The following is a 19,011-nucleotide window of genomic DNA, read 5'->3' on the forward strand; positions in this document are numbered from 1 at the left end:
GCGGCGGCCGCCGGGGGTTGCCCCCCGGCGGCCGCCGCCGTGTTCCGTGGGTCGGGCCGGTCAGACGGCCGTCCGCGTGTGCACGTGCTCGACGAGGCGGGTCAGGGCGTCCGGGTCCATGGACGGCATGACGCCGTGGCCCAGGTTGAAGACGTGGCCCTCCAGGTCCTTGGCGGCGGCCAGGACCTCGTCCGTCTTGGCCTCCACGACCTCGCGCGAGGCGAAGAGCACGGCGGGGTCCAGGTTGCCCTGGAGCGCCTTGCCAGGTCCGACGCGGCGGGCGGCCTCGTCGAGCGGGACGCGCCAGTCGACGCCGACGACGTCCGCGCCGGCCTCGCCCATGAGGCCGAGCAGCTCGCCCGTGCCGACGCCGAAGTGGATGCGGGGGACGCCGTAGCCGGCGATCGCGTCGAAGACCTTCACGGAGGCCGGCATGACGGAGCGGCGGTAGTCGGCGGGGGCGAGGGCGCCGACCCAGGAGTCGAAGAGCTGGACGGCGGAGGCGCCCGCCTCGATCTGGACCTTGAGGAAGGCGGAGGTGATCTCGGCGAGGCGGTCGAGGAGGTCGGCCCAGAGCTGCGGGTCGCCGTACATCATCGCCTTGGTGCGCTCGTGGCTGCGCGAGGGGCCGCCCTCGACGAGGTAGCTCGCGAGGGTGAAGGGCGCGCCGGCGAAGCCGATGAGCGGGGTCTCGCCGAGTTCGGCGGTGAGCATCCCGATGGCCTCGGTGACGTAGTGGACGTCCTCGGGGGTCAGGTCGCGCAGCCGGTCCAGGTCGGCGCGGGAGCGGATGGGGTCGGCGACGACGGGGCCGACGCCGGGCTTGATGTCGAGGTCGAGGCCGATGGCCTTGAGGGGGACGACGATGTCGCTGAAGTAGATGGCGGCGTCGACCTTGTGGCGGCGGACCGGCTGGAGGGTGATCTCGGTGACCAGCTCGGGCCGCATGCACGATTCGAGCATGGGGATGCCCTCGCGGACCTTCAGGTACTCGGGGAGTGAGCGCCCGGCCTGCCGCATGAACCAGACGGGAGTGTGCGGCACCGGCTCTCGTCGGCATGCCTTGAGGAACGCGGAGTCGTAGGTCCGCGACTGCTGCTTCGTCTGCTGGCCCGTCGGGCTGTCGTTGGCGCTCACGCCCAGAATCTTCGCATGTGGCGGTAAGCGGCTCGTCCGGGCAGGGTGTCCCTCCCTGCGCGGAGGCCCCGTTCCGCCTACTCTTCCCCGCATGGCTGCGGCTCAGGGACATTTTTCCGATCATTCCGACGGCGATCGAGGGACGGGCGAGACGGCGGACAGTACGGAGGCGAACGCGGTGCCACCGGCGTTCCGGCGGGCGGTGGAGGCCTTGCGCGCGGCGCGGCTGCGGCCGGAGATCGAGGTCGACCCGACGAGGCCTCCGCAGCGCCTCGCGCCGTACGCGTACGCGGTGGAGGCGGCCGTCGTGGACGGCGAGGAGGATCTGGCGGACGGGCGTCTGGTGCTGCTGCACGATCCGGACGGCCACGAGGCCTGGAAGGGCACGTTCCGCCTGGTGACGCTCGTCCGGGCGGAGCTGGAGCCGGAGATGGCCGCGGATCCGCTGCTGCCCGAGGTGTGCTGGTCGTGGCTGACCGGGGCGATGGACGCCCGGGGCCTCGCGTACGGGGAGGCGAGCGGGACCGTCACGATGGCGGGCTCGCACTATTTCGGTGGTCTGGCGGAGCGGCGTCCGGCGACGCAGATCGAGATCCGGGCGTCCTGGACGCCGCGGGAGGGTCTGGGCGGGGTGCCGGACACGGGGGCGCATCTGGCGGCCTGGTGCGATCTGCTGTGCCAGATCGCGGGGCTGCCCCCGGTGGCGGTGGAGCCGGGTGAGGCGGGGACGGTGTCGGGCGCGGGGGTCGTCTCGTTGCCACAGCGGCGGGGACCGCAGCAGGACTGAGCGCCCTCGCGCGGCGGCGTCCCGGTGCTCCCTCGTGGGGGTGACGGGGCGGGGTCCGCTCGTAGGATGATCGATCACGCGTCCGAATTGCCCTAATTGTTACTCACCAAATCGTGATCTTTCCCTAAAGGCGGGCGGCTCGGCTGCCGAAGGAGTGAGTGACCCCTTCACTGCACGGGTTCGCCCCCGGCTTCTTCCCCGAGCCGGCCCCGTCCCGCACCCTTCCCCCCAGGAGGCCTGGTGTCCGTTCTCCTCGAGCAGCCCGCAAGCCTGGTCGCCTACCGCCCGAACAAGCCGACGGCCATGGTCGTCGTAGCCGATCCGCGCGTCCGTTCCACCGTGACCCGCCATCTGTGGGCCCTCGGAGTACGTGACGTGATCGAGGCTTCGTCCATCGCGGAGGCACGTCCCCGCGTCGGCAACCCGCGCGACATCTGCGTTGCCGACGTCCACCTGCCCGACGGCAGTGGCCTGACCCTGCTGTCCGAGACCCGCGCCGCGGGCTGGCCCAACGGCCTCGCCCTCTCGGCCGCCGATGACATCGGCGCCGTGCGCAACGCCCTGGCGGGCGGCGTGAAGGGCTATGTCGTCACCGGCACCCGGAACAACATCGGGCACCCCACCCGGCCCGGCGCCGCCCCCATCGGCGCCGCGGCCGCACGTCTGGGCCACCGCCGCCCCCCGGGTGCTCCGAGCCACCCGGGCGGCTACCGCGAGCTCTCCGGCCGTGAGGTCGAGGTGCTCCGGCTCGTCGCGGAGGGCCAGTCGAACAAGGCCATCGGTGTCTCCATGGGCCTCTCGGCCCTCACCGTGAAGAGCCACCTCGCCCGCATCGCCCGCAAGCTGGGCACCGGCGACCGCGCCGGCATGGTCGCGGTGGCCCTGCGGACGGGGATCATCCACTGACGGACCGGTGGACATCGGGCCGGCGCCTGTCGACGGAACGTTCCGTCGGCGGGCGCTTGCCGTTCACCGATACCCTTGACAGGTGACCGACGCCCAAGAGACCGCAGCAGACACAGCACTGCGCACCACCGGGGGCGGCCCCCCGGACGACGATGTCCCTGCGAATGGGCTTCCGATCCCGTTGCTGGAGCCCCGCGAGGGGATTCCGCCCGTCGTCGAGACCGCGGACGCCCTCGCCGAGGTGATCGCCGCGTTCGCCGCCGGCCGCGGCCCCGTCGCCGTGGACGCCGAGCGCGCCTCCGGCTACCGCTACGGCCAGCGCGCCTATCTGGTCCAGCTCCGCCGCGAGGGCGCGGGCACCGCGCTCGTCGACCCCGTGGGCTGCCCCGACCTCTCGGGGCTCGGTGACGCGCTCGCCGGGACCGAGTGGATCCTGCACGCCGCGACGCAGGACCTGCCCTGTCTGCGCGACATAGGCATGCTCCCGACCTCGCTGTTCGACACCGAGCTCGCCGGACGGCTGGCCGGCTTCCCCCGGGTCGGCCTCGGCGCGATGGTCGAGTCCGTCCTCGGCTACGCCCTGGAGAAGGGCCACTCCGCCGTGGACTGGTCCACCCGTCCGCTGCCCGAGCCCTGGCTGCGGTACGCGGCGCTCGACGTGGAGCTCCTCGTCGACCTGCGGGACGCCCTGGAGAAGGAGCTGGACCGGCAGGGCAAGCTGGAGTGGGCGCACCAGGAGTTCGACGCGATCGCCTCGGCCCCGCCCGCCCCGCCGCGCAAGGACCCGTGGCGGCGGACCTCCGGCATGCACAAGGTGCGGCGGCGGCGCCAGATGGCGGTCGTACGCGAGCTGTGGACGGCCCGTGACAAGGTCGCCCAGCGGCGGGACGTCTCCCCCGGCAAGGTGCTGAGCGACGCGGCGATCGTGGAAGCGGCGCTCGCGGTGCCGGTGAACCTGGCCGCGCTGTCGGCGCTGCCCGGTTTCGGCCACCGGACGGGCCGCCGCCAGCTGGAGCAGTGGCAGGCCGCGGTGGACCGGGCCAGGGCCCTGCCGGAGAGCGAGCTGCCGCAGCCCGGCCAGCAGGTCGCGGGCCCGCCTCCGCCGCGTGCCTGGGCGGACAAGGACCCGGTCGCCGCGGCCCGCCTCTCGGCGGCGCGCGCGGCGGTCTCGGCGCTGGCGGAGGAGCTGAACCTGCCGCAGGAGAACCTGATCACCCCGGACACCGTGCGCCGGGTCTGCTGGGAGCCGCCGTCCCCGGCCGACGCCGACGGCGTGGCCGAGGCCCTGACGGGCCACGGCGCCCGCCCCTGGCAGGTCGGCCTCGTCACCCCGCTCCTGGTGGAGGCGCTGACGGCGAGCGCGTGACCCCTCGTCGCCGGAGCCCCCGGTCCGCGTGCGGACCGGGGGCTCCGTCGTCCTACGGGACCGGGCTGAGGTTGCCCTCGGTGTCCATGTCGAAGACGCCCTGGGTCTTGCCGTCGACCTTGAGGTGCTTCAGCCAGTGCTTCGACAGGTTGTGCACGTTCTTGTGCTGCATCTCCCACACCAGCGAGTGCCCCGCGCAGGCCAGCTTGACCATCAGCTTGTGCGGGCCCGCGACGGCTTCGTAGAGGGCGGGGACGGAGAAGTTGAGTTCCCGGTCGGGGTTCGGCGGCGAGGTGTTCACCTGGCGGTCGTACTCCCCGTAGGCGATCAGGACGGGCACGGCGCCGCCGAGCACTCCGCCCCGCGCCGCGGTGGTCTCGTTCCAGCCCCACCGGGCGAAGGTCCTGATCCGGTTGAGCCCCTCCGGCGGGCCCCAGGTGCTGCCGATCGGGTCGTTCTCCATGATCGCCGCCCATGCCGCGTCGACGATGCCGGGTTCACGCTGCCCGTCGCAGGGCGCTTCGGAGGCCCAGCCCGTGTCGAACCCCGTCTTCCCGCCGACGGACATGGGGAAGCCCTGCCGCGGCAGGGCGGCCGGCGCGTCCGATGTCGCCAGGGGCGGGAAGATCGGCGCCAGCAGGAAGAGGCTCGACACCTTCGTCGGGTTCTCGACCGCGTACGGCCCCATGGTGAACGCGGCGGCGGACCAGCCGATGAAGGCGACCTTCTGCACGCCGCACTCCTCGCGGATGAACTCCACGACGGTGTTCAGCTCGTCCCGGTTGCTGTTCGAGTCGGTCAGCTGGAACGGGTAGTTCAGCGGCCCGGGCGTGAACCCCTTCGGCCTCGGCGTCAGCAGGGGCTGCTGGCTCGGGTTGACGTTGCGGGGGTCGTCCATCTTCGGGCGCGGAGAGCGTCCGGAGCCCTGGAGATCCATCATGAAGACGTCGTAGCCGGCCTTCGCCAGCGCCTCGGCCCAGCTGTACGACTTGTACGCGAGGTCGAAGCCCGCGAGCGCCGGGACGCTGCGGCCGTGGAGCATGAGGACCGGCGTGCGAGGCCCGGCGGCGGACGTGTCGCGCCGCTCCCGGACGAAGAGCTTGACCGCGTCGTCCTTGTTCGCCGGGACGGTGGAGATGTGGGGGACCTCGTGGTCGGTGGTGATGATCGGCATAGGAGTCCGTTCTGTGCGCGGAGGCCGAGGCCTCGCGCCCCGGCCGGGTCAGCGTCGGTCCGGCGGGAGCGGTCCGCGCCGCGACACGGCCGCCGCCGTGGGCCCATCGGGTTGCGGGTCCCTTCGATCGGACGGGCGTACGCGGGGGGCGTGCGGCCGGTCCGGTGGCATCCTCGGAATGTGACCTTCGCCGCTTGCACCCCAAGGGCTGGGCAGCCCGGTTACTCACAAGTAGCATGGGGGAAGCAAGCGCACGCTTAGGTGTGCGCCGCAGCAGTGCCATCCCGCACCCTGGAGGAGAGCCATCGTGCCTCGTACCGTCAGGGACGTCGTCTTCGTCGACGGCGTCCGCACCCCGTTCGGCAAGGCGGGCCCGAAGGGCATCTACCACGAGACCCGCGCCGACGACCTCGTCGTCAAGGCCATCCGGGAGCTGCTGCGCCGCAACCCGGGCCTCGACCCCGCGAAGATCGACGAGGTCGCCATCGCCGCGACCACGCAGATCGGCGACCAGGGACTGACCCTCGGCCGTACGGCGGGCATCCTCGCCGGGCTGCCGCAGTCGGTGCCGGGCTACTCCATCGACCGCATGTGCGCCGGCGCGCTGACCGCCGTCACCTCGGTCGCCGGTTCGATCGCCTTCGGCGCGTACGACGCCGTCATCGCCGGTGGCGTCGAGCACATGGGCCGCCACCCCATGGGCGAGGGCGTCGACCCGAACCCGCGCTTCGTGTCGGAGAAGCTCGTCGACGAGTCCGCCCTCTTCATGGGCATGACCGCCGAGAACCTGCACGACCGCTACCCGAGCATCACCAAGCTGCGCGCCGACGAGTACGCCGTGCGCTCGCAGGAGAAGGCCGCCAAGGCGTACGCCGACGGCAAGATCCAGGCGGACCTGGTCCCGATCTCGGTGCGCCGCACCAACGCCGAGGCCGGCGAGACCGGCTGGGGCCTGGTCACCGCCGACGAGCCGATGCGCCCGGGCACCACCCTGGAGTCGCTGGCCGGCCTGAAGACGCCGTTCCGCGTCCACGGCAACGTGACCGCGGGCAACGCGGCCGGTCTCAACGACGGTGCCACCGCCTCGATCATCGCCTCCGAGGACTTCGCGCGGGAGCACGACCTCCCCGTCAAGATGCGCCTCGTCTCGTACGCCTTCGCCGGCGTCGAGCCCGAGGTCATGGGCTACGGCCCGATCCCCGCCACCGAGAAGGCGCTGGCCCAGGCCGGCCTCTCGATCGAGGACATCGGTCTCTTCGAGATCAACGAGGCCTTCGCGGTCCAGGTCCTCGCCTTCCTGGAGCACTACGGCATCGCCGACGACGACGCCCGCGTGAACCAGTACGGCGGCGCCATCGCCTACGGTCACCCGCTCGCCTCCTCCGGCGTCCGTCTGATGACGCAGCTGGCCCGCCAGTTCGAGGAGAACCCGCAGGTCCGGTACGGCCTCAACACGATGTGCGTCGGCTTCGGCATGGGCGCCACGGTCATCTGGGAAAACCCCCACTGGGAGGGCAAGTGAGCACCACCGCCGAGCTTCTGAAGGGCGCCGCGGAGCTCTTCCCGGACGAGGTCGTCACCAGCGCCCACGTCCGTCACTTCGAACTGCCCGCGGGTGCGGGCCGGTTCGCGCTCATCACGCTGGACAACGGCTTCGACCACACCAAGCCGACCACCTTCGGCCCGCAGTCCCTCGCCAACCTGAACACGGCGATCGACCAGGTCGAGGCGGAGGCCGCCAACGGTGAGATCGTCGGCGTCGGCATCACCGGCAAGCCGTTCATCTTCGCCGTCGGCGCCGACCTCAAGGGCGTCGAGCTGCTGAAGAAGCACGACGAGGCGCTCGCCATCGGCAAGGGCGGCCACGACGTCTTCAAGCGTCTGTCCGCGCTCGCCGTGCCGACCTTCGCGTACTACAACGGCGCGGCCATGGGCGGAGGCGTCGAGGTCGGTCTGCACTGCTCCTACCGCACCGTGTCGAAGGCCCTGCCGGCCTTCTCGCTGCCCGAGGTCTTCCTCGGCCTGGTGCCCGGCTGGGGCGGCTGCGCGATCCTGCCGAACCTGATCGGCGCGGAGAAGGCCGTCTCGGTCATCATCGAGAACTCGCTGAACCAGAACCGCCAGCTCAAGGGCAAGCAGGTCTTCGAGCTCGGCATCGCCGACGCCCTGTTCGAGGGCGCCGACTTCCTGGAGCAGTCGCTGATCTGGACGGCCTCCGTCCTGAACGGCACCGTCACCGTCGAGCGCCCCGAGATCGACCGCGGCGAGGGCTGGGACCAGGCCGTCGCCAAGGGCCGTGCCATCGCCGACTCCAAGGTGCACGGCGCCGCCCCGGCCGCCTACCGGGCCCTCGACATCATCGAGGCCGCCAAGGACGGCGACCTGCAGAAGGGCTTCGACGCCGAGGACCAGGCCCTCGCGGACCTGATCATGGGCGGCGAGCTGCGCTCCGGCATCTACGCCTTCAACCTGGTGCAGAAGCGCGGCAAGCGCCCCGCCGGCGCCCCGGACAAGTCCCTGGCCCGCCCGGTCACCAAGGTCGGTGTCGTCGGCGCCGGTCTGATGGCCTCGCAGCTGGCCCTGCTCTTCCTGCGCCGCCTGGAGGTGCCGGTCGTCCTGACCGACATCGACCAGGAGCGCGTCGACAAGGGTGTGGGCTACGTCCACGCCGAGATCGAGAAGCTGCTCGGCAAGGGCCGCATCAACCAGGACAAGGCCAACCGCCTCAAGGGCCTGGTCTCCGGTGTCCTGGACAAGGCCGAGGGCTTCGCGGACGCGGACTTCATCATCGAGGCCGTGTTCGAGGAGATGTCCGTCAAGCAGAAGGTGTTCGCGGAGGTCGAGGCGGTCGCCCCGGCGCACGCGATCCTCGCCACCAACACCTCCTCGCTGTCGGTCTCGGAGATGGCCTCCAAGCTCCAGCACCCGGAGCGCGTGGTCGGCTTCCACTTCTTCAACCCGGTCGCGATCCTCCCGCTCCTGGAGATCGTCCGCGGCGAGCAGACGGACGACGCCTCGCTGGCCACCGCGTTCGGTGTCGCCAAGAAGCTGAAGAAGACCGCGGTCCTCACCAAGGACGCCCCGGCGTTCGTCGTGAACCGCATCCTCACCCGCTTCATGGGCGAGATCCAGAACGTCATCGACGAGGGCACCCCCGTCGAGACGGCCGAGAAGGCCATCGAGCCGCTCGGTCTGCCGATGTCGCCGCTGGTGCTCCTGGAGCTCGTCGGCCCGGCGATCGGTCTGCACGTCTCCGAGACCCTGAACCGCTCCTTCCCGGAGCGCTTCACCGTCTCGCCGAACCTCAAGCGTGTGGTCGAGGCCGGCAAGCGCGGCTTCTACGTCTACAACGCCGAGAACGGCTTCAAGCCGGAGCTCGACCCCGAGGTCGCCGCGCTCCTCCAGCAGGGCGACTCCGTCCTGACCGAGGAGCAGGTCCGCGACCGCGTCCTGGACGCGGTGGCGCAGGAGATCGGCCTGATGCTGGAGGAGGGTGTCGTCGCCGAGGCGCAGGACATCGACCTCTGCCTGATCACCGGTGCGGGCTGGCCCTTCCACCTGGGCGGCATCACGCCGTACCTGGACCGCGAGGGCGTCTCCGAGCGCGTCAACGGCAAGCGGTTCCTCGCGCAGGGCGTGGCGAGCGTCCCCGCGTAACACCTCCGTACACGGCGGCGGCCCCGGCACCTTCTCCAGGTGCCGGGGCCGCCGCCGTGTTCCGGGGTCGCCGCCGGGTGCGGGGCGCGGTCACCCTATGGAGCGCCAGCCCTCCAGCAGCAGACCGTCCGCCGCCGCCTTCTGGCGGGTGGTGATCAGCGCGTTCCCGCCGACCAGGGCCATCGCGACGAGCCGCCCGTCGAGCCCGCGGGTGAGGACCGCGGCGAGGCCGTCCTGCGCGTCCCCCGTCTCCGACCAGTGGATGCCCTCGGCCTCCTGCTCGCTCGGATAGGCGGCGAGGGCCAGGCGGCCGTCGGCGGCCTGCTGGGCGAGGACCGTGCAGTCGAAGCCGTCGATGAGACAGCGGGTGGCGGCGAGCCGCCCGGTGCCGGCCGCGTCACCGAGCGGGGTGGGCTCCAGGGAGCGCTCGGGCGACCAGGCGCAGACCCGGCCGTCCTCGTCGAGGTAGAAGAGCGTGGCGTGCCCGGACGGGCCCGTCGTCGCCGCCAGGGTGCCCATGGTCACCGAGGCCGGCAGGAGCTCCTCACGGATCGGCTTCGCCCCCGGCTCGCGCTGTACGTAGCGGGCGAGGCCCTTGGCGTGCGAGCTGTACAGCTCCACGAGGCCCGACCCGTTGGTGACGGCGACCGGCGAGGGGTCGGTCCGGGAGCCGTGCAGGTCCCACCAGGGGTGCCAGCCGCCGGTGTCCTTCTGCGCCCGGACGCTGATGCCGCCGCCGCCGTTGCGCATGAAGACGTACGCGCGGCCCTGGGCGTCCACCGCGACGGCCGGGTTGCCGGTCCACGGGCCCTTCACGTTGGAGTGGCCGATCGCGCGCCATTCCAGGGCGGGGCGGCCGGTCTGGAACTGGACCGTGTGGACCACCTCGACGTGTCCCTCGTCCCCCGCGGGGCGCAGACCGACGAGGTGGACGTAGCGGTCGGCGCCCTGGCCGACCGCGAGGAAGGGGGTGAGGCCGCCGCCGCCGAGCGACACCGGGCCGCTCCACGCTCCGTCGGGCCCCTCGGTCCAGCGCACCACCTCGCCGTCCCGGGGCAGGTAGGCGCTGAACCGCCCCTCCTCCCCTCTGGTCAGCCAGGGCCCCTGGAGTACGGGGGCGGTGGTGGAGCCGTGGGAACGGGCAGCGGGGACCTGGGATCGATTCGCCATGAGGGGATCCAGCACTCCGGTCGTCGGAAGGAGTTCGGGTACGAGCCGACTGTAGTCGTCCCGCCGAACAGTCCATTCCGCGGCCGTCGCCTCACCCGTTCAGTACCGGGCGTCCGGGCCCTCCCGGCCGAGCCGGCTGTGACCGCGCCCGTACAGGAAGTACACGACGATGCCGATCGCCATCCACACGGCGAAGCGGAACCAGGTCTCGCCGGGCAGGTTGAGCATCAGCCAGAGCGAGGCGGCGATGGAGAGGATCGGCAGCGCGGGCACCCAGGGGGTGCGGAAGGCGCGGGGCAGGTCCGGGCGGGTGCGGCGGAGCACGATGACGCCGAACGCGACGAGGACGAAGGCGAAGAGCGTGCCGATGTTCACCAGGGTCGCCAGCTCGTTGATGCTGGTGAAGCCGGCGACGATCGCGATGATCACACCCAGCAGGATGGTGGGCCGGTACGGCGTCTTGAAGCGCGGGTGCGTGACGGAGAAGAAGCGCGGCAGCAGCCCGTCCCGGCTCATCGCGAAGAACACCCGGGTCTGGCCGAGGAGCAGGATCAGACAGACCGTGGTGAGGCCGACGGCGGCGCCGAAGCTGATCACGCCCGCGTAGAAGGGATGCCCCGCGGCCTTGAAGGCGTCGGCGAGCGGGGCGCTCACGGACAGCTCCGTGTAGTGCTGCATGCCGGTGACGACCAGGGCCACGGCCACGTAGAGGACCGTGCAGATGAGGAGCGAGCCCAGGATGCCCCGGGGCATGTCCCGCTGCGGCAGCTTGGTCTCCTCGGCCGCGGTGGCGACCACGTCGAAGCCGATGAAGGCGAAGAAGACGACCGAGGCGGCGGTGAAGATGCCCATGACGCCGAAGTTGGTCGCCTCGTACCCGAAGAGCGTCTGGACGAGCGGCGCGTCCCAGTTGGAGCCGCCGCCCTCGGGGGTGATCGCCGGCGGGATGAACGGGCTGTAGTTGTCGCCGACGATGAAGAAGAGGCCCGCGACGATCACGATCATCACCACGGTCACCTTGATCGCCACGACGACCGCGGTGATCCGCGCGGAGAGCTTCATGCCGAGGACGAGGACCACGGTCAGGACCAGGACGAGGATGAAGGCCAGGATGTCGAACGTGCCGCCCGGCACGTCCGGGCCCTCCATCCAGGCCGGTAGGTGCCAGCCGACGTTGTCCATCAGCGAGCGGACGTACCCCGACCAGCCGACGGCGACCACCGCCGTGCCGAGGGCGAACTCCAGGACGAGGTCCCAGCCGATGATCCAGGCAGGCAGCTCGCCGATCGAGGCGTACGCGAAGGTGTACGCCGATCCGGCCACCGGCACCGTCGAGGCGAACTCGGCGTAGCAGAGCGCGGCGAGGGCGCAGACGATGCCCGCCGCGACGAACGCGAGGGCGGTGGCCGGGCCCGCGTTCTCCTTGGCGACCTTTCCGGTCAGGACGAAGATGCCGGTGCCGATGATGACGCCGACACCGAACACCGTCAGATCCCAGGCCGAGAGGGATTTCTTGAGGGCGTGCTCCGGTTCCTCCGTGTCGCGGATCGACTGTTCGACCGACTTGGTCCGGAACATTCCGGAGTTCGCCCGTGGCTGCTGGTCCGTACTCACCTTCGTACCTCCCTGCCGGCTGTCCGACCTGTGGTCAGAATGCACGGCAATGGGCCGATCGGCACTCCGAAGAGTGAGCCGACCGGCCCATGGGGTGACGCGTGGTGACGGGAACCGTCAGTCGCGGGCGGGCTCCACGGCCTGCGCGCTGCTCTCGAATCTTCCGTCGAGGCGTGAGACCAGACCGGTGACCTGACGGGCGATGTCCGGGGCGGTCAGGCCGATCTCGGCCATCACCTCGGCGCGCGAGGCGTGGTCGAGGAAGCGCGGCGGGATGCCGAAGTCACGCAGCGGTACGTCCACCCCGGCGTCACGCAGCGCCTGCGCGACGGCCGAGCCGACGCCGCCGACGCGGCTGTTGTCCTCGACGGTGACGACGACCCGGTGACGCTCCGCGAGCGGGGCGAGGGCCTCGTCGACCGGCTTGACCCAACGGGGGTCGACGACGGTCGTGGAGATGCCCTGCCGGTCGAGCAGGCCGGCAATCTCCAGGCACATCGGGGCGAGCGCGCCGACGGAGACCAGCAGGACGTCGGGCCGGTCGGTGCCGGGCTCACGGAGCACGTCCATGCCGCCGACCCTGCGCAGGGCGGGGACGGCCGGGCCGACCGCGCCCTTGGAGAAGCGGACCACGGTCGGGGCGTCGGTCACCTCGACGGCCTCGCGCAGCTGGGCGCGGACCTGGTCGGCGTCGCGCGGCGCGGCGAGCCTCAGGCCGGGGACGACCTGGAGGATCGACATGTCCCACATGCCGTTGTGGGAGGCGCCGTCGGTGCCGGTGACGCCGGCCCGGTCCAGGACGAAGGTGACACCGCACTTGTGCAGGGCGACGTCCATCAGGACCTGGTCGAAGGCGCGGTTGAGGAAGGTCGCGTACACGGCGAAGACGGGGTGCAGTCCGCCGGTGGCGAGGCCCGCGGCGGAGACCGCGGCGTGCTGCTCGGCGATGCCGACGTCGTAGACGCGCTCGGGGTAGGCCTTGGCGAACTTGTCGAGGCCGACGGGCTGGAGCATGGCCGCGGTGATCGCGACGATGTCCTCGCGCTCCTTGCCGAGGGCGACCATCTCCTCCGCGAAGACGCCGGTCCAGTCGGCGCCGGAGGAGGAGATCGGCAGGCCCGTGTCGGGGTGGATCTTGCCGACGGCGTGGAAGCGGTCGGCCTCGTCCTGGAGGGCCGGCTGGTAGCCGCGGCCCTTCTCGGTGAGGCAGTGGACGATGACGGGGCCGCCGAAGCGCTTGGCGCGCGTCAGGGCGGACTCCAGGGCCTCGATGTCGTGGCCGTCGATGGGGCCGACGTACTTGAGGCCGAGGTCCTCGAACATGCCCTGCGGGGCGATGAAGTCCTTGAGGCCCTTCTTGGCGCCGTGCAGGGTCTCGTAGAGCGGCTTCCCGACGACGGGGGTGCGCTCCAGGATGTCCTTGCCGCGGGCGAGGAAGCGCTCGTAGCCGTCGGTGGTGCGCAGGGTCGCCAGGTGGTTGGCGAGGCCGCCGATGGTCGGCGCGTAGGAGCGCTCGTTGTCGTTGACGACGATGACGAGCGGGCGGTCCTTGGCGGCGGCGATGTTGTTGAGCGCCTCCCAGGCCATGCCGCCGGTGAGGGCCCCGTCACCGATGACGGCGACGACGTGGTCGTCCTTCTTCAGCACCTCGTTGGCCTTGGCGAGGCCGTCGGCCCAGCCGAGGACCGTCGAGGCGTGCGAGTTCTCGATGACGTCGTGCTCGGACTCGGCCTGCGCGGGGTAGCCGGAGAGGCCGCCCTTCATCTTGAGCCTCGAGAAGTCCTGGCGGCCGGTGAGCAGCTTGTGGACGTAGCTCTGGTGGCCGGTGTCCCAGAGGACCTTGTCCTTCGGGGAGTCGAACACGCGGTGCAGGGCGATGGTCAGCTCGACCACGCCGAGGTTGGGCCCGAGGTGCCCGCCGGTCTTGGAGACGGCGTCCACGAGGAACGTCCTGATCTCGTCGGCCAGCTGGTCCAGCTGTTCCGGGGAGAGCCGGTCCAGATCTCGCGGTCCCCTGATACGGGTCAGCAATGCCACCCGTGCCTCCTTGCGTTTGAGCTGGTCGAGCTTGCCGATTTGTCGAGTCTAATGTTCCGTCTTGGATCGTGGGCATCGGGCCGGTGGATGAGGCGTCACCCTCACGGCCTACACGCCGCTGATCTGTACGGCCCTGTGCGGGACGGTGCACTGCTCCGGACGCAGCAGTGCCCGGCGCCGGTTTCGCGGCGCCGGGCGGTGTGGCGAGCGTTACGCGCGCGGGACGGGGTCCCTAGGCGCGTCCTGCCGTCTTCTGCGTCTTGCGGGAGACCGAGTCGATGATCACGGCGATGAGCAGGACCGCTCCGGTGATCATGTACTGGATCGCGTTCGAGGACAGGTTCATCTGGTTGAGGCCCTGGACGATCGACTGGATGACCAGGATGCCGAGGAGCGCCGACCAGACCTTGCCGCGTCCGCCGAACAGGGACGTACCGCCGATGACCGCCGCGGCGATGCACATCATCAGCTGGTTGCCGCCGCCGAGGGAGCGGTCGGCGCCGCCGGTCGCGGAGGCGAGGAACAGTCCGCCGATCGCGCCCATCGTGCCGGAGATCATGAAGACCGAGATCCGGATCCACGCGACGTTGATGCCGGCGCGGCGGGCGGCCTCGATGCCGCCGCCGACCGCGAAGACCTGGCGGCCGTAGGTGGTGCGGCGCAGGACGAAGTCGGTGACCAGGAGGATCACCAGGAAGATCACCAGCGAGAGCGGGAGGCCCTGCTCCTGGTTGAAGCCGTAGGCGGCGACGAGGACCAGGACCGCGAGGACGGCGGTGCGCAGGATCATCTCGCTCTGCGGCCGGTACGGCAGCTCGGCGGCCTTGCGGCGGCGCGCGTCGCGCAGCTGGGCGAGGTAGAAGGCGGCGACGACGGCCACGGCGAGGCCGTAGGCGGCGGCGACGTCGGAGAAGTAGTACTTGGTGAGGTCGCCGACGAAGCTGCCGATCGGCGTCGGGATGGTGGACTTCTCGCCCATCACCCAGGTCTGGAGGCCGGCCCAGCCGAGGAAGCCGGCGAGGGTGACGACGAAGGCGGGCACGCCGATCTTGGCGAACACCAGGCCGTGGAAGGCGCCGAGCAGGGTGCCGGACAGGATGCCGAGGAGGATCGCGAGGCCGTCCGGCATGTCGGTGCCGAGGACGCCCCAGACCGCGCCGGCGAGGCCCGCCACGGAGCCGACGGCGAGGTCGATCTCGCCGAGCAGCAGCACGAAGACGATGCCGACGGCCATGATGCCGGGGCCGACCGCGTACAGCGTGATCTGGTCGAGGTTGTACGAGGTGATGAAGTTGCCGGTGAGGGCCTGGAAGACGATGCCGATGACGATGAGGCCGACGACGACGGGCAGCGAGCCGATCTCACCGGAACGGATCTTGCGCTTGAACTCGTCGACGTACCCCTTGAACCCCTGCTCGCGCACGAGGAGGCGGGGGTCGACGGCGGGGACGGCGGCGGCGGCCGGGGTCTCGGTCACCGGGGTCTGCTCGTCCGGGGTGCGGGGCTCGGGGACCGCCGCTTCCTCGCTCGCGGTGGGAGGGGTGTTGCTCACTTCGCTACCTCCGCGTTGCGGGCCTGGCGGCGGGTCACGGCGTTGTCCGTGGCTCCGGTGATCGCGGCGATGATCTCTTCGTGCGTGGTGGTGGCCACCGGGAAGGTGCCGTTGTTGCGGCCCAGGCGCAGCACCGCGACGGTGTCCGCGACGGCCTTCACGTCGGCCATGTTGTGGCTGATGAGGATGACGCCGAGGCCCTGCTCGCGCAGGCGCTCGACCAGGTCGAGGACCTGGGCGGTCTGCTCGACGCCGAGGGCGGCGGTCGGCTCGTCCAGGATCACGATCTTGGGGTTGCCGACCAGGGCACGCGCGATGGCGACGACCTGCCGCTGGCCGCCGGAGAGGGCGGCGACGGGGATGCGGACGCTGGGGATGCGGATGGAGAGCGTGGAGAGCAGGTCCTTGGCCCGCTTCTCCATGGCGACCTCGTCGAGGACGCTGCCCTTCTTGATCTCGCGGCCGAGGAACAGGTTGGCGACGACGTCGAGGTTGTCGCAGAGCGCGAGGTCCTGGTAGACGGTCGCGACACCGAGGTTCTGGGAGTCCTGCGGGCGCTGGATCTCGACGCGCTCGCCCTCCCACTCGATGACGCCCTCGTCGATGGGGTGCACACCGGCGATCGTCTTGACCAGCGTGGACTTTCCCGCTCCGTTGTCGCCGACGAGCGCGACGACTTCTCCTGCGTGGACTTCGAGATCGACACCGGAGAGGACCTGAACCGCTCCGAACCGCTTGAAGATCCCGCGCAACGCCAGCACGGGCGTCTGGGACACGTGAACCAACTCCTTCGCCGCCCGCGGGCGGCGGCATGTCGCGCCGCCGGTGCAGCGCCAAAGTTCGAGAGGGGGGGTGAGCTCGTCCGGCCCCCGGGCCGACAGCGGGGTCTGGGTCGGCCGGGGGCCGGACGGGCGGGGGGACGGATCCGAGCGCCGCACGCCGGCCGGAAGGTGTTCACCCTCTGTACGCGGGCCGTGGCGGCGGCCCCGCGGCCCGCCCCGTGCGAGGGGCGGCCGGAGTGCCGTACGCGGCCGGCGGCGGGATCCGTGGCGCCGGGCCCCGAAGGGCCCGGCGGGGTGGGGCCTGGGACTACTTGACGCCCAGCTCGGTGCACTTGGCGGCGAGGTCCGAGGTGCAGAGGTCGGCGGCCTTGTAGATGCCGTCCTTGACGACCGTGCTCTGGATGTTGGTCTTGTCGACCACGACCGGCGGGAAGAGCGTGGACGGCACGCCGTCGGTCGCGCCCTGGGCGCCGAGCTCCTTGCCCTGGAGCAGGTTCACCGCGAACTTGGCGGCCTCGGGGGCCAGCTGGAGCGGCGACTTGTAGATGGTGAAGGTCTGCGTGCCGGCGATGATCCGCTGGATGCCCGCGACCTCGGCGTCCTGGCCGCCCACCGGGATGTTCTTGATGCCTGCGTTCTCGAGGGACGTGATGATGCCGCCGGCCATGCCGTCGTTCGCGGAGTAGACCGCGTTGATCTTGTCCTTGCCGAGCGAGGAGATCGCGGCGGACATCTTCTCGCCGGCGACCTTCGGGTCCCACTCGCCGGAGGCCTCGTAGGCGACCTTGCCGACCTTGCCGTCGAGGGCGGCGTGGGCGCCGGCCTTGAACAGCGCGGCGTTCGGGTCCTTCTCGTCGCCGTTGATCATCACGACGTTGGCGGTGGCGGCCTTGCCGCCGAGGGCGGCGAGGAGCGCCTGGCCCTGGAGCTCGCCGACCTTGTTGTTGTCGTGGCTGACGTAGGCGTCGGCACCCTTGACGGCACGGTCGTACGCGATGACCTTGACGCCCTTGGCCTTGGCCTCGGTGACCCAGCCCGCGGCCTTGGTGGCGTCGACCGAGCCGAGCGCGATGACCTTGACGCCGTCGGCGATCAGCTGGTCGAACTGCTGCTTCTGCTTGACGACGTCGGAGACCGCGTTGTTGTAGACGACCTCGCAGTCACCGCAGGCGGCCTTGACGGCCTTCTCGAACTGGGGCTTGTCGAGGGCCTCGTAGCGCGCGGTCTTGTTCTCCGGAAGGAGCAGGCCGATCTTGGTCGAGCTGCCCTTGTCCGCGCTGTCGTCGCCGCCGGCCTGGCCGCAGGCGGCGAGCGAGAGGGCCATCGAGACCGCGGCCGTGGCTATGACGGCACGACGCGTCACTGCGTTCATGTGGGTTTTGCCTCCCTGACGAGGCCGCGACGTTGCGGCCGAGGTGGCACGAAGTCAACTCGGCCGCAACGTTGCCGTCAAGAAGTAAATTCTTAACGAGATGACAACGGTGGTGTTCGTTATCTAAGTGAAGGCAAGCCGGGAGACCGGAGCGGCGGCCGGAAGGGCACTCTCCAACAGGGTCGAATCGCCCATTTCGCTCAGCACGAGAGCGAGCGCGCCGAGCACCTCCGCGCGCCCTCCGAGGGCCCCCTGGGCCAACGAGAGCTGCCGGGCGGCACTGGGGATCGCGTACCGCGAGACGGAGTCCCTGATGGGCGCCAGGACCAGCTCACCGGCCTCCGCCAGGTCGCCGCCGAGCACCACCCGGCTGGGGTTCAGGAGGTTGCAGAGGTTGGCGATACCGCTGCCGATGTGCCGTCCCACGTCGGCGACGACCCGGCGGCAGCCCGGGTCCCCCTCCCGGGCCAGCTGCACGACCCGCTCCATGGTGAGATCGGGCCCGTGGCTCGGCTGGAGCAGCGGCAGGACGTACCGGGCGGCGGTGAAGGTCTCCAGGCAGCCGCGGTTGCCGCAGCGGCAGACCGGGCCCGACTCGTCGAGCGTGATGTGCCCGATCTCGCCCGCGGTGCCGCCCGGCCCCCGGTAGACGCGCCCGTCGATGACGAGCCCGGCGCCGACGCCGCTGGCCACCTTGATGTACGCCAGGTCCTTGACGCCCCGCCCGCTCCCCCAGACCAGCTCGCCGAGGGCGCCCAGGTTGGCGTCGTTGTCGACGTGCACGGGCACGCCGAGCCGGCCGGAGAGCTCCTCCGCGGGATTGATCCCGCTCCAGCCCGGCAGGATCGAGGTCGACCCCAGGGTCCCGGAGGAGACGTCGATCGGGCCCGGTACGCCGAGCCCGACGCCGATCACCTTGTCCGGGCCGATGCCGGTGGCCCGGATCAGCCGCTTGACCAGCTGTTCCGCCCGGTCGAAGCCCTCGGCGGCGGAGGCGTCCACGTCCAGCGGCTCGGCCTCCTCGGCGAGCACCTGGTGGGCGAGGTTGCCGACGGCGACCCGCAGGTGGGTGTGGCCGAAGTCGACGCCGATCACGATGCCGGCGTCGCCGGAGAGCGAGACGCTGCGGGCGCGGCGGCCGCCCGCCGAGGTGGGTGTGACGTCGACGGTGCCGCCGTCCTTCAACTCCCGGACGATGTTGGAGACCGTGGCTGCGGACAGGCCCGTCGCCCGGGCGATCTCCGCCTGGGTGAGCGATCCGGCCATCCGCACCGCCCGGACGACCCGTTCGAGATTGGCCCTGTGCAGAGACGTCTGCGACCCCGGAGTCTCCATCGACTCACTCACTCCCACCGTTTTCTCCAACATGTGAACTCTAAGGGGACGCTTTCGCCTTGGTCCCCGTCAAGACCTTGAGTGGGCGAGGGTCGGCGTCACAGAGCCGCGAGCGTGCCCGA

14 protein-coding genes are annotated in these 19,011 nt (G+C 71.2%); 5 read left to right on the forward strand and 9 right to left on the reverse strand.

All coding sequences use genetic code 11. From position 1 onward, the window contains the following. Positions 1 to 60: 60 nt before the first annotated feature. Entirely contained in the window at positions 61 to 1,137 is a 1,077-nt protein-coding gene (gene hemE / locus AMK29_RS25825) for a uroporphyrinogen decarboxylase (protein WP_073817491.1), read from the reverse strand. 91 nt (positions 1,138 to 1,228) lie between these two features. On the opposite strand from hemE, the gene AMK29_RS25830 reads away from it, so the two are divergent. The 3 genes from AMK29_RS25830 to AMK29_RS25840 all read left to right on the forward strand — a co-directional run bounded on the left by AMK29_RS25830 (position 1,229) and on the right by AMK29_RS25840 (position 4,196). Next, the gene (locus AMK29_RS25830; protein ID WP_073817494.1) at positions 1,229 to 1,924 is read left to right on the forward strand and encodes a DUF3000 domain-containing protein; all 696 of its coding nucleotides are present in this window, start codon (positions 1,229 to 1,231) and stop codon (positions 1,922 to 1,924) included. 240 nt (positions 1,925 to 2,164) lie between these two features. After that, positions 2,165 to 2,830, forward strand: coding sequence for a response regulator transcription factor (locus tag AMK29_RS25835; protein WP_073817496.1), 666 nt, complete (start codon positions 2,165 to 2,167; stop codon positions 2,828 to 2,830). An 82-nt stretch (positions 2,831 to 2,912) separates the two neighbouring features. After that, entirely contained in the window at positions 2,913 to 4,196 is a 1,284-nt protein-coding gene (locus AMK29_RS25840) for a ribonuclease D (RefSeq protein ID WP_073817498.1), read from the forward strand. Positions 4,197 to 4,248: 52 nt separating this feature from the next. Here the strand turns inward: AMK29_RS25840 and AMK29_RS25845 are convergent, their stop codons facing one another. Beyond that, on the reverse strand, positions 4,249 to 5,370 hold the full coding sequence (locus tag AMK29_RS25845) for an alpha/beta fold hydrolase (protein WP_079197142.1): 1,122 nt from the start codon (positions 5,368 to 5,370) through the stop codon (positions 4,249 to 4,251). Positions 5,371 to 5,677: 307 nt separating this feature from the next. Between AMK29_RS25845 and AMK29_RS25850 the strand changes: the two genes are divergently transcribed. Beyond that, complete coding sequence (locus tag AMK29_RS25850; protein WP_073817500.1) at positions 5,678 to 6,892, forward strand: thiolase family protein; 1,215 nt, start codon at positions 5,678 to 5,680, stop codon at positions 6,890 to 6,892. After that, positions 6,889 to 9,027 carry a 3-hydroxyacyl-CoA dehydrogenase NAD-binding domain-containing protein gene (locus AMK29_RS25855; protein WP_073817502.1) on the forward strand — a complete coding sequence of 713 codons (2,139 nt, stop codon included), beginning with the start codon at positions 6,889 to 6,891 and terminating at the stop codon, positions 9,025 to 9,027. Before AMK29_RS25850 ends, AMK29_RS25855 begins: the two co-directional genes overlap by 4 nt. A gap of 90 nt (positions 9,028 to 9,117) precedes the next feature. Here AMK29_RS25855 and AMK29_RS25860 read toward each other — a convergent pair whose 3' ends face one another. The 7 genes from AMK29_RS25860 to AMK29_RS25890 form a co-directional block, all read right to left on the reverse strand. After that, positions 9,118 to 10,197: a hypothetical protein gene (locus tag AMK29_RS25860; protein WP_073817505.1), complete on the reverse strand. Its 1,080-nt coding sequence runs from the start codon at positions 10,195 to 10,197 to the stop codon at positions 9,118 to 9,120. A gap of 99 nt (positions 10,198 to 10,296) precedes the next feature. Continuing rightward, on the reverse strand, positions 10,297 to 11,775 hold the full coding sequence (locus tag AMK29_RS25865) for an amino acid permease (protein WP_107422694.1): 1,479 nt from the start codon (positions 11,773 to 11,775) through the stop codon (positions 10,297 to 10,299). A gap of 153 nt (positions 11,776 to 11,928) precedes the next feature. Then, the gene (gene dxs, locus AMK29_RS25870) at positions 11,929 to 13,848 is read right to left on the reverse strand and encodes a 1-deoxy-D-xylulose-5-phosphate synthase (protein ID WP_073817508.1); all 1,920 of its coding nucleotides are present in this window, start codon (positions 13,846 to 13,848) and stop codon (positions 11,929 to 11,931) included. Between the two features lie 232 nt (positions 13,849 to 14,080). Next, positions 14,081 to 15,400, reverse strand: coding sequence for a sugar ABC transporter permease (locus AMK29_RS25875; protein WP_073817510.1), 1,320 nt, complete (start codon positions 15,398 to 15,400; stop codon positions 14,081 to 14,083). Continuing rightward, positions 15,397 to 16,176 carry an ATP-binding cassette domain-containing protein gene (locus tag AMK29_RS25880; RefSeq protein WP_073817512.1) on the reverse strand — a complete coding sequence of 260 codons (780 nt, stop codon included), beginning with the start codon at positions 16,174 to 16,176 and terminating at the stop codon, positions 15,397 to 15,399. Before AMK29_RS25880 ends, AMK29_RS25875 begins: the two co-directional genes overlap by 4 nt. 313 nt (positions 16,177 to 16,489) lie before the next feature. Further along, entirely contained in the window at positions 16,490 to 17,554 is a 1,065-nt protein-coding gene (locus AMK29_RS25885) for a sugar ABC transporter substrate-binding protein (RefSeq protein WP_073817515.1), read from the reverse strand. Positions 17,555 to 17,677: 123 nt separating this feature from the next. Beyond that, the gene (locus AMK29_RS25890) at positions 17,678 to 18,889 is read right to left on the reverse strand and encodes an ROK family transcriptional regulator (RefSeq protein ID WP_073817518.1); all 1,212 of its coding nucleotides are present in this window, start codon (positions 18,887 to 18,889) and stop codon (positions 17,678 to 17,680) included. Positions 18,890 to 19,011 lie beyond the last annotated feature (122 nt).

Origin of the sequence: Streptomyces sp. CB02261 (assembly GCF_001905665.1) — a bacterium.
In the GTDB taxonomy this organism is placed as follows: domain Bacteria; phylum Actinomycetota; class Actinomycetes; order Streptomycetales; family Streptomycetaceae; genus Streptomyces.